The organism is Flectobacillus roseus (assembly GCF_030056595.1).
In the GTDB taxonomy this organism is placed as follows: domain Bacteria; phylum Bacteroidota; class Bacteroidia; order Cytophagales; family Spirosomataceae; genus Flectobacillus; species Flectobacillus roseus.
The window spans coordinates 1-12316 of record NZ_JASHIF010000011.1; the positions used below are offsets into that span (position 1 = coordinate 1).

Genomic DNA, 12316 nt, shown 5'->3' on the forward strand with positions numbered 1-12316 from the left:
TTTATGGAGCCGATAGGACTGGTGTTCACCTCTTCCCATCTCGAACAGAGCAGTTAAGCCCAGTACCGTTGATGATACTGCAATCAAATGCGGGAAAGTAAAAAAGCTCCAAAATATTACAAAGACAGAAGCCACTCCGAAAGAGTGGCTTTTTTGTTTTTCAAGACTCTGTACCGTTGAGGATACTGCAGGCTACGCGCCCCGATCAATGCGGGAAAGTAAAAAGCTCCAAAATATTACAAAGACAGAAGCGACTCCAAAAGAGTGGCTTTTTTGTTTTTCAAGGCTCAGGCCCGTTGAGGATACTGCAGGCTACGCGCCCCGATCAAATGCGGGAAAGTAAAAAAGCTCCAAAATATTACAAAGGCAGAAGCCACTCCAAAAGGGTGGCTTTTTTGTTTTTCAAGGCTCAGGCCCGTTGAGGATACTGCAGGCTACGCGCTGAGAACTCAGTGCCCCAATCATGTGGGAAAAGCCATAAATTATTACAAATAAATGTGAGCGACCTCGATAGGGTGGCTTTTTGTGTTTTACAAGGCTCAGTATTGAGGATACGATACTTTAAACAAAGCACTAGAAACAAATAGATGAGAATAATGTCCTATGACATCTTACCTTATCACTAAGACTTTGTGTTTATAATATTTGATTTTGCTATTTGAGTATTTTGAAGGATAGAATAAAATTTTGACATATAGCTCTTATCTATTGATTTTGTCACTTTACTATATTAATTTAAAGTATAAATTCAGTTGTAAATAGCTTTTCTACATTTTATGAAAAATCTACTCCAAATACTTCTGCTAAGTATCTATTGTACTTCTGCTATAGCCCAAATAAATTTATCTGGTGCTGGATATTCTCAGGACTTTAATCAATTGGCTTCAGGATTACCTCAAGGATGGTCTGTGAAAACTGGTGCTAGTGTGAATAGTTTAGGCAATGATGTTTCAGGTGATTTTGTAGCTACGCCTACTCCAACAGTTATTGGAGCAAATGGAACATACTGGAAGAATACCACGGCAAAATTTAAAAACTTTGCCTCCTTCAAAAGTTCATTAATCGGAAACTATGTGCAGCAAGCAAGTGAGCCTGATAGAGCCTTAGGCGTAAGACAAAGCTCAACGTTGGGCGATCCAGGTGCAGCGTTTGTACTTTGTATTGCTAATACACAAGCATTCCAAAATTTTCAACTATCATTTGATTTACAATCTTTGGACGATACTAATGGCGAACGACAAACAGTATGGTCGGTCGACTATGGTATAGGTGATAATCCATCTACTTTTTCAACTATATCAACTGGGCATATGACAGGAGCCAATCAGGTTTTTAGTAATCGTATAAACACTACTCTTCCTGCATCTGTTAATAATCAAAACCAAAAAATATGGATTAGAATAGTAGCACTCTCAGCTTCAACGAATCCATTAAATGCCCCAAGTCCGACTCGAACATCATCTGCTATTGATAATTTTAGTCTCTCTTATCAACTTATGCCAACTCCTATTACGCTGAGTAGTTTTACAGGAGAAGTCTTGTCAAATCAAGTAACGCAATTAAAATGGACAACTATTGAGGAGTTAAACAATGCGTATTTCTCTATTGAACGATCTAATAATATGCTTGATTTTAGAGAAATAGCTAGGGTAATTTCTCAGGGAAACTCAAAATCAGAGAAGTTATATAGTCTGCTGGATAAACAGCCAGAAAAGGGCTTAAACTACTATAGACTTTGTCAGATTGATAATGACTCGACTAAAACCTGTTTTAAGCCTATAGCGCTGAAAATAGAGTGGGTTGACTCAGGACAACAAGCGGGTATATATCCATCTTTATTTTCAAAGAATCAACCTTTATTACTAACTTGGATACGAGAAGAGACACCCTACATCGAGATTTATACAATAAATGGAACTTCAGTAGCTTATGAAATACAACAAGATGGGGGTAAAAATTACGTTATTCGATTGAAAGAAGATACCTTTAAGGGTTTAGCTATTGTTTCAGTATGGTGGAATACTACCAATATATTAACCCAGAAGATATTAATTGAATAAAATAAGAAAAGCTGGATAAACCAGCTTTTCATGTATTAAGAGAATAAATCGATGATATCGTCTTGAGATAGTTTTTTCAAGAAACCTTCCTCTGTACTAATTAAATCTTTAACCAAATCCTTTTTCTTTTCTTGTAGTAAAAGAATCTTTTCTTCAATGGTATCCTTACAAATCATTCGATAGGCAAATACATTTTTCTTTTGTCCGATACGGTGTGTACGGTCGATTGCTTGTTGCTCAACGGCTGGATTCCACCACGGGTCAATTAAATAAACATAGTCTGCCTCAGTAAGGTTGATACCCACGCCACCTGCTTTGAGACTCATTAAGAACACACGACAGTTTTCGTCTTCTTGGAAACGATTTACACGATCTTCTCTATCTTGGGTTTTACCATCAAGATATTCGTATGAGATATGATGTTTTTCAAGATGTTCTCTGATTAAATCTAACATTTTGAGGAATTGACTAAAAATCAAAATTTTATGATTTCCTGCGTTCTCCTCTATCTCCCTTACAATTTCGTCTAATTTAGCCGAATTATTTTCAAGTGGTATTTCTGTGTTAATTAATGCAGGACTATCACAAATTTGACGTAGTTTCAGTAAACCTTCAAGAATCAAGAATGAAGCTTTTTCTTTACCATCTGTAGCCATTTTTTCTACTAGCTTCTGACGGTATTCTTCTCGATAAGAATCATATACTTTTCTCTGCTTTTTATCCATTTCACAGAAAATAATACTTTCTGTTTTTTCTGGTAAATCTTTAGCTACTTCCTCTTTAGTTCTTTTTAAAACAAAAGGATAAACAATTTTGCGCAAGTGTGCGGCCTGTATTTTATCTTGTCCTTTGTCGATAGGTGTGGCAAATTCTGATTTGAAAAACTCTTGACTACCTAATAAGCCAGGGTTGATAAACTCCATTTGCGAGAATAAATCAAATGTATTATTCTCGACAGGAGTACCTGTCATGACAAGTCGATTTTGAGCGTTTAGCTGTTTAACCGCCTTTGAAATCAAAGAATCTGGGTTTTTGATAGCTTGGGACTCATCCAAAACAACATAATTGAATGGAAATGATTTGAATAGTTCAATATCCGAACGAACCATACCGTAGGTTGTTAGAATAATATCATACTCATGCCAATGGTGATTGTTTTTTTGACGAGTACCGCCACGATGTACAAAAAGCTTCAAGTCTGGGCAAAACTTACTTGCTTCAGCTTGCCAGTTGAAGATTAGAGTAGTTGGCAGAATAACAAGGTTTGTGGTGTCCTTATGACGATTTTGTTGTTCTTGTAAAAAAGTCAACATCTGTAAAGTCTTACCAAGACCCATATCATCGGCTAGAATACCACCCCATTTGAATTCGTCAAGAAAAGAAAGCCATTTGTAGCCCTCAAGCTGATAGTCACGTAAAGTTGCTTTTACGTTGTGAGGAACAGCCACATTGGGGAGTTGCTTGAAATTGAGTAATTTTTGCTTTTTCTCAAATAATTCCTGCTGAATAGCAAAATTATCAATATCTGCACCCAGTTCATCCAGAAGTGAAAAGTGGAGTTTTGAGACTTGAAGGTTTTCTCCTTTAATTTTACCCAACTTAAAGATATGCTCATATTTCATTAGCCATTCTTCTGGTAAAATCCCTAAAGTGCCATCTTTGAGTTCTACATAATTCTGTTTTTTCAAAACAGCTTTTTGAATTTCTTTAAGAGAAACGGTCTGATCGCCGAATACCACCTCAATTTTCATGTCAAACCAATCAATTCCTGAGCTGGTTTTGACAAAAAAAGTAGCCTTATTCGGATTGTATTTGAATTTCTTTAATTCTTGAGTACCAAATATCTTGATATTCTCTTTCTTCATTTCTTCGAAGAAATGAAATAACCAATCATTCTTTAGTACTTCGTTGAAACTTAAGTGAAAAAATGAATATTGCCCTTGCGATTGAAATTCAGTATGCAATTGCTGAATCTTCTCAAAGATTTCTTTTTCTAGAGCAGCATTTCGCTCTTGTATGAGGATATCCCCATTATGATAGTCGAGACGACTAGATTTGTGGTCGTACGTAAATTCGTATTGAATAGGTTCTTTTTTGGACACTATAGCTTTTTTAGGACCACGTTTTGGGGGTACGATTTCAACAACAGGCTCTTCGGGTAAAATTTGAGAATAAACAAATCTTGGAACAAAAAGAAGATTATTGTCTTCTTCTTTCAACATTAGTTTGGCTTCGATAAACTGCAACTCTTCCTTTTGGATATGCTCCTGAAGGTTTACTTCTAAATCAAATTTCTGACTTAAAGGAATAATGAAATCGTGTACAAAGCCTTCAAAGTCCTCTTTTTTTACCTTAATTACTCCTTGGTTGTCGAGATAATGTAAAAGATTGGCAATTTCGGGTGATGCTACTTTATGTAACTGTTCTCCGTATTCACGTATCCAAAAGCTATTAAGATTAAGTAATGAAGCTAGTCGAATGCGTTTTTTGAGAATACGTGTGTAGCCTTCTAATATAATAAATTCAGCATCTTGGCGAAGAGTAAAAAACGGGATAACCCTTTCGCTTGATAACGTGATTGGAGTTAATTCGTGGTGCGAATTGAAATAAGGAGAGCTTGCTAGAAAAACATTTTTACCCTGCAATAAATGAAATACCTTATCTAGCTGCTTGCTCATATACTCCTCAATAATTGGTAGAGTATCTGCCGAAACTTGTTCACGGTCAAGATAATCATGGAAGTAATTGAGACGTATTTCTTTTCTTTTGGCAAAAGATTGAATACCATCGGCATTGATGCTATTGATGGTATGAATTACCTGTAAATCTTCGTCAGAGAGTTGTGGAAAATCTTTGAACTGAGCAGAGTCGAAAGACTTAAAGCCTGACATTTTGCCTTGACCGTTGATTTTGCAGGAATGCACCTCAAATTGAACATCGTTGAGATATTTGGCCTCTTTGAAATGAACCACATAGATAATCTCACGAGTTTCCTGAAGGTTAGTTTCGTCGGTATTGATTTGAAAAGCATACTCTTCTGGGCGAAAAATCTTATTGTTGATAATACGCCAGTTCTGATAAGAGCTAATTTTCTGAATGCTTTTGTCTAACTTAACTAATGCTACAGAGCCATCTTGATTGATTTTGAAGTCGAATTTTCCTTTTAAATCATCTTCTAGGCTGAAGCCGTATTCTTGAAGAAGTTTATTTTTTTCGGAAGTATAATCACGCATTTTGTCAAATGGATTATACGTACCGTATTTTTCTCGAATAGCTAAAATAGCTTGAAGTTTATGCACACAAAGCTGCGCGTCGATAGAGGCGTGGCAAGAACAAGAGGTAAAAATTTCTTGATTAAAACGTAGACGTTCAACTTTTACGTGAAAAGTTTCTTGTTTGTTGGATACATCTACTTCAGCAACACCATTGAGTGCATGGGTGATATTTACCTGAAATAGGTTATCATTACGTTTTTTCCAGTCCTCTTCCTGTACCAATTGTTTGAGTGACCAATCGTCGAAGGAGCCAATTTTTAGGATATGTTGAGCTGTAATAAACTTTGGTTTTGCAGCAGTTGTAGAAACTTTTGACGAGGTTGGGTTCGTTTTGATATATTCTTTTAAAGATAAAAGAGCAGCTACACGGTGTTTGCAGATACCTCCCCAATCATATTCGCAGTTACACTTAGTTCGAATAATTGAGCCATTCCAATTTTTGATGTCAACTTGATAGAGTTTTGGTCCTGACTCGCTTTTTACTTGATATTTAGCTTCACCATCGCCTTCCAATTGGATGCTTTCGAGCTTACAAGCTTTGCTTTGAAATAACTGTACTCCTTTATTATGAACTTTAGGTAACGAATTCCCTTTTAAGAACTTATCTAATTTATCGCTAATCACTGAAGACATTTATCGTGCGTGTATTTTGATTAATCCGCAAAGATACGGATATTAGATATGGTAATTCTGGAAAATTTCGAAAAATCCAGAAAATATTCAAATCTTATTGATAACCAATGAGTTTTGACAACCTTATAGATTTTACACCGAATCATTATTATAGTTATGACACCTTTTACACGCTTCCCTTTTTTGAGGTATGTAGTATGCCTTATTGTTGGTATTTTATTAGCCCCGTATTTTGCTGGACATTGGCTTGGACTTTTGATGAGTCTGATGAGTCTTTTCGTCTTATATATTTTTGCCTATACAAAACTTTGGAAGAATCTGACAGGATTGTTGGGCTTGATGATGATGATTGGCGTAGGAATCTTGGTTGTTGACCTAAAAAAAGAAATCCTTTTCAAAAATCACTATTCTGATTTTACTGATACCAAAGCGGTTCATTTAGTAGAGATTGTGGAAATGGTAGAGGAAAAAGCAAATACTTGGAAGGCAATCGCTGAGGTAAAAGAGGTGATTAAAAATGATACAATATATTCAAGTCATGGAAAAATTTTATTGTATGTCGATAAGAAAGCAGAAAGAAAGCCAGAGTTAGGAGAAAAATACTGGTTGATTAATCACCTACAAAAAATAGAATCTCCCAAAAATCCGTATGAATTCGACTTCCAAAGATACATGGCCTTGCAAGAAATCTTTGACCAACAATATGTAAGAAAAGGCGACTTCGTATATGCAGGTGAAACAGAACATAAAAGCATTTATTATTATGCGATGCTACTGAATCGCTATGCAGATAGGGCAGTTGTGAAGTCTATACCCAAGAAATCAGTTTATGGAGTGGTCAATGCTATGGTTTTGGGCGTAAGAGACGAGTTGGATTCGCCTTTGATGCAAGCCTATTCGGCGGCAGGAGCCATACATGTACTTTCGGTATCGGGAATGCACGTTGGTATTATTTATCAAGTGCTGATTATGTTATTAGGCTTTATTAAGAAAAGAAAAAGCCGATGGGGACGAACAACCTTTGTGCTTGTAGTCTTAAGCTTGCTCTGGTTTTATGCTTTTTTGACAGGACTTTCATCGCCTGTATTACGATCTACGTTGATGTTCTCGATGGTACTGATAGCAGAGTTTATCCACAAAAAACAAAATACCTATAATACGGTAGCATTCTCTGCTTTTGTATTGCTTTTATGGAATCCTAATTTCATTTTTCAGGTTGGATTTCAACTTTCCTATTTGGCAGTTTTAGGGATACTATTTTTTCAACCATTATTAGTTAAATTGTGGATAACTGATATCCACAGAGGTTTTCATGTAAGAATATTGTACTGGTTTTGGGAGTTGACTTGTGTGTCGATTGCTGCCCAACTAGCTACTTTTCCACTGACTGTGTATTACTTCCATCAGTTCCCTTTATACTTCTTATTAGCCAATCCTTTTGTAATATTCTTTTCTACCTTAGTGCTTTGTGTAGGTTTACTTTTTATTGTTATATATCCTGTTTTTCAATTGTTTAAGGTGTATTTTGTTCTTGAGTATCTTGGAAAGTTATTAGCATTTCTGACAGATTTGTTAAACTTATCAGCCAAAATAACAGAGAAATTACCTTATTCAATGATGCAATTTTTGCACTTTTCAAAATTAGAAGTAGGCTTAATTTTTGCACTGTTGATAACTTTTTCTGCATTGTGGATAACTAGGTCATTTGTGTGGATAAAAAGTAGTGTTTTATTGCTAATTATATTGATATTTCTGCAAGTTGAAGAGCAAATTAATATTAGTGAGCAAAAGCAATTAGTTATCCACAGTATTCCGAAAGGGCACGCTATAAGTGTGCTTGATGGCACAAACGCATTGATTATTGGTGATAGTAGCTTTATCGAGAATAAGAAAGAAATGGGCTTTAGGTTAAGTAATTATTTCTCAGAAAGGGGAGTGAAGGACACCTTGAGTGAAAGTTTGTTAAAAACGAATGCTATTCGAGAACTAACTTATCAACATTATAGATTGCTATATATCCCTTACAGACTTAATAAGCAGAAAGTCGTATCGAGTACCACATTTGACTGGATAATTATAGGTAACAAAGCAATCAAAAAACTAGAGGATTTAGATGGCTTAAAGTATAAAGCCTTGATTTTGGATGGTTCTTGTTCAGAATATTATGCACAAAAGATTTTGAAACAATCTGAGCAATGGGGAGTTAAAGCAGAGTATCTACGACAAACAGGTGCCAAAGTTTTGTTTGTAAAATAAAAGCTTTGGTCAATGATACCTTACCCCATGTCGAAAAACTGTTACCATTCATCACAAGCTGTTTTTAAATTCGTGTATTAAAATCTATTTTCGTTATTGGATTATTTCTAAAACCCATACTAAAGTAAGTTTATTAACTCAAACACAACTATTCAACATGCTAAAAAATGCTACTAAAATTTCCTTAGCTGTGTTGTCGCTTAGTGTTGCACTAAATGCTCAAGCACAAGACAAAAAAGGAGATTCAAAAGCTCCAGCTGCTACGCCAGCAGCGGCGGCAGCCCCTAAAGCAGATGCGCCTAAACCAGGTCCAAAGCCATATAAGGAGGTTATTACTGATAAAGCAAAAACTTCAAAAGGTTTGTTTACTGTTCATAAAATTGAAGATAAATATTTCTTCGAGATTCCAGACTCTTTGATGGGTCGCGAAATTATGACGGTAACGCGCGTTTCTAAATCTGCTACAGTACCAGGTTCGGTAGGTTTGCCAGCTTATGGTGGTGAATTGCTAAACCGTCAGGTTATTCGTTTTGAGAAAGGACCAGATAATAAGGTTTTCTTGCGAGGGGTTCAGTATATCAATGTGTCGGCTGATTCAACACAACCAATTTACAAAGCTGTTCGCAACTCAAACGTTGATCCAATTGCTCAGGCATTTGAAGTAAAAGCTTTCAAAAAAGACTCTGTTTCAAAATCTACTAATACGGTAATTGATGTTTCGGATTTCTTCAAAAGCGAAAACCAAATTATCTCTTTACCGCCTACGATTAAGTCGGCTTATAAATTGACTACTTTGGCTCCTGATCGTACGTATTTGACTTCTATCAAAACATATCCTATCAATACCGAAATTAGAGCGGTTCGTACTTATAATGGTGCGCCTTCTATGCCTGGTGCTCCAAGTGCAATGCCATCGATTTCTTTACCTTCGGTAGCTACAACGGGTGTGATGACAATGGAAGTGAATACGTCAATGATTCTGTTGCCAAAAGTACCAATGAAGAAACGTAACTTCGATTCTCGTGTTGGTTTCTTTGCAAATGGCTACACAGTTTTTGATGAAAATTCACAAAGAACAGAAGATCAGACTTTTGCAGTTCGTTGGAGATTAGAGCCAAAGAATGCTGAAGATGCTGCAAAACAAAAGAGAGGTGAAATAATTGAGCCTAAAAAACCAATCATTTATTATATCGACCCAGCTACTCCTGCAAAATGGAGAAAATACTTGAAAGCTGGTATCGATGATTGGCAAAAAGCATTTGAAGCCGCTGGTTGGAAAAATGCAATTCGTGGTGAAATCTTGGCAGACAACGACACTACCATTAGCCTTGAAGACGCTCGCTATTCGGCAGTTCGTTATTTTGCTTCTGATATTGAAAATGCTTACGGTCCAAACGTTCATGACCCTCGTTCAGGTGAAATTTTGGAAAGTCATATCGGTTGGTACCACAACGTAATGAAGTTGTTGAAAAAATGGTATATGACTCAAGCAGCTGCCGTAGATCCTCGTGCTCGTAAAAGCAAATTTGATGATGAATTGATGGGCGATTTGATTCGTTTTGTATCATCTCACGAGGTTGGTCACACTTTGGGCTTGCGTCACAATTATGGTTCAAGTAGCACAGTTCCTGTAGAGAAACTTCGTGATCCAAAATGGATTGCTGAGCACGGGCACACGCCTTCGATTATGGACTATGCTCGTTTTAACTACGTTGCACAACCAGAAGATGGCGTAAAAGATTTGTATCCAAGAATTGGAGAATATGATATTTGGGCAATCAAATGGGGGTACCAAACATTAGACGGTGCTACTGCTGAAGACGACCAAAAGACTTTGAGCAAAGAGTATATCCAAGAAATAGCGAAGAATCCAAGAATTTGGTTCGGTACAGAAACTAACCCTTACGATCCACGCTCACAAAGCGAATGTTTGGGTGACAACAATATGTTGGCGAGTGAATACGGTATCAAAAACTTGAAGCGTATTGTACCAAACTTGATTGATTGGACAAAAGAAGAAGCTCAAGATTATGATATGTTGGCTGAATCATATAATGAAATCGTTACACAGTATCGTCGTTATATTGGTCATGTTGTGAAAAACGTTGGTGGTATTTTTGAAACACCAAAGTCAGCAGATCAAACAGGCGTTGTGTATGAGCCAACACCAAAAGCTACGCAGAAAGAAGCTATTACTTGGTTGAACAAGTATGTATTTGATACACCAACTTGGTTATTGGAAGAGAAAATTATTGCTCGTATTCGCCCAGACCAAGGTTTGGATGCTATCTCAAGAATTCAAGATGCTGCATTGTCAAGCATTTTTGCAATCGACCGTTTACAACGTTTGGTTGAAACACAAGCAAAATATCCAACAGCTTATGGTATCGACGAAATGTTGACAGATGTAAAATCAAATGTTTTTTCAGAGCTTAAAACTAAAAAAGCAACAGATAGCTTCCGTCGTAACTTGCAGAAAAGCTATGTTGAGAAATTAATTGCTACAGCTAATGCTTCTGGTGCTTCTATGTCTGGTGGTTTCTCATTCAGAGGTACTGTAGTGCCTCCAGCAGTTGACCCTCGCAAAACTGATATTGTATCGGTAAGCCGTGGACATTTGTTGGCATTGAAAGATGAAGTAAAAGTTAGCTTGCCATTGATTCAAGACAAAATGACTAAGTATCACTTACAAGATATTTTGTTTAGAATTGAAAAAGGCTTAGATCCAAAATAATCAATAGCCAAAAGACACAGAGGTATATTCAGTAGATACATCGTATGATATGCTTCTGTGTTTAAACTATTGAGTACAATGAATTCACGAAAATCCCACTAGCAATAGTGGGATTTTTGCTTTATATGGTAACTTTATTGCGGAATAAGATAGAGAAAATCAATTAATGAAATGGACTTTGGAAAACTTTCGAAATTTGATGTAGGGCGTGTCGATTTTACTCTCTTACAAGATAATACCTTTAATTTGGAGGTATTGGATGGAACACAAAAGACAAAACCTAAAGTCTGGATAGGATGTCCCATTTGGGCTAATAAAGAATGGAATGGGAAAATATATCCTTTTACTGCCAAAAATCAAGATTACCTTTCTTTATATGCCAAGCAATTCAACACAATTGAATTGAATGTGACGCACTACCAAATACCCAATGAAGAAACTATTCAGCGCTGGGTTACCGAAACAGGAAATGACTTTTTGTTTTGCCCAAAATTCCCGCAGGTGATTTCGCATGATAAACAGCTCCAAAATGCACAAGAACTAAGTCAGTTGTTTTGTAATAGTATTTTGTCGTTAGGCGATAGGTTAGGTTCAAGCTTTTTGCAATTGGCACCACAATTTGGTCCAAGACAATTACCCATTTTAGAGAAATATATTCAAACAATACCCCAGCAATTAAAATTCTCGGTGGAATTCCGAAATGAAGATTGGTTTAAAAATCCAACTATTTGGCAAAATACCCTTCAAATGCTCAAATCCTACCAAGTTGGAACAGTAATAACCGACGTAGCTGGACGACGTGATGTTTGTCATCAGAGCCTGAGCACCACTACTGCAATGATTCGTTGGGTTGGCAATGAGCATCCTTCTGATTATAAACGAATAGATGAGTGGGTACAAAGAATCAAACAATGGTTGGATACTGGCTTAGAAGAATTATACATTTTTGTACATATCTGTGAAAATACCATTGCACCCGAAATGGCGAATTATTGGATTCAGGAGCTAAATTTGCATTGTAATTTGGCGATTAATCCTCCCAAATTTTTACCCAAAATAGAACAAATGAGCTTGTTTTAAGGATGATATAAATGCTTGAATCGCAGATAAATGCAAAAATAGATAGATAATACTTGGTGTTTGTATATTCTTCGTCTAACTTTGCGCCATGAACAGCACAATTACACATCATCATCACCACTTAATTTCCTAAACGGGAATGGGCTGATGCGTGTTTGTGCCATTTTGAAGAATTGAATTATTCAAAATATACAAAAAGCCTGATTCCTTACCGAGTCAGGCTTTTTGTATTTTGGCAGTATCCTAAAAATTACTTTGAAGGCTCTAACCGATAAGCC

Annotated in this window: 5 protein-coding genes and 1 rRNA gene; 5 read left to right on the forward strand and 1 reads right to left on the reverse strand. The window is 36.4% G+C overall.

Translation table 11 applies throughout. From position 1 onward, the window contains the following. The first annotated feature begins 2 nt into the window (after positions 1-2). Together rrf and QM524_RS14120 are read left to right on the forward strand one after the other, a co-directional pair. Positions 3-114, forward strand: a 5S ribosomal RNA gene (rrf, locus tag QM524_RS14115). A gap of 662 nt (positions 115-776) precedes the next feature. Continuing rightward, the gene (locus QM524_RS14120; RefSeq protein WP_283345086.1) at positions 777-2060 is read left to right on the forward strand and encodes a hypothetical protein; all 1284 of its coding nucleotides are present in this window, start codon (positions 777-779) and stop codon (positions 2058-2060) included. 35 nt (positions 2061-2095) lie between these two features. Here QM524_RS14120 and QM524_RS14125 read toward each other — a convergent pair whose 3' ends face one another. Then, positions 2096-5968, reverse strand: coding sequence for an SNF2-related protein (locus QM524_RS14125; protein WP_283345087.1), 3873 nt, complete (start codon positions 5966-5968; stop codon positions 2096-2098). Between the two features lie 156 nt (positions 5969-6124). On the opposite strand from QM524_RS14125, the gene QM524_RS14130 reads away from it, so the two are divergent. From QM524_RS14130 to QM524_RS14140, 3 genes are all read left to right on the forward strand, one after another. Then, complete coding sequence (locus QM524_RS14130; RefSeq protein ID WP_283345088.1) at positions 6125-8224, forward strand: ComEC/Rec2 family competence protein; 2100 nt, start codon at positions 6125-6127, stop codon at positions 8222-8224. A 157-nt stretch (positions 8225-8381) separates the two neighbouring features. Continuing rightward, positions 8382-10958: a zinc-dependent metalloprotease gene (locus QM524_RS14135; RefSeq protein ID WP_283345089.1), complete on the forward strand. Its 2577-nt coding sequence runs from the start codon at positions 8382-8384 to the stop codon at positions 10956-10958. A 171-nt stretch (positions 10959-11129) separates the two neighbouring features. Beyond that, positions 11130-12038 (forward strand): DUF72 domain-containing protein, encoded by a 909-nt coding sequence (locus tag QM524_RS14140; RefSeq protein ID WP_095166119.1) that lies wholly within the window; start codon positions 11130-11132, stop codon positions 12036-12038. Positions 12039-12316 lie beyond the last annotated feature (278 nt).

Excerpts from the sequence above, each read along its gene's own strand:
- QM524_RS14120 (WP_283345086.1), top strand. The coding sequence starts at position 777 with ATGAAAAATCTACTCCAAATACTTCTGCTAAGTATCTATTGTACTTCT.
- QM524_RS14125 (WP_283345087.1), bottom strand. The coding sequence starts at position 5,968 with ATGTCTTCAGTGATTAGCGATAAATTAGATAAGTTCTTAAAAGGGAAT.
- QM524_RS14130 (WP_283345088.1), top strand. The coding sequence starts at position 6,125 with ATGACACCTTTTACACGCTTCCCTTTTTTGAGGTATGTAGTATGCCTT.
- QM524_RS14135 (WP_283345089.1), top strand. The coding sequence starts at position 8,382 with ATGCTAAAAAATGCTACTAAAATTTCCTTAGCTGTGTTGTCGCTTAGT.
- QM524_RS14140 (WP_095166119.1), top strand. The coding sequence starts at position 11,130 with ATGGACTTTGGAAAACTTTCGAAATTTGATGTAGGGCGTGTCGATTTT.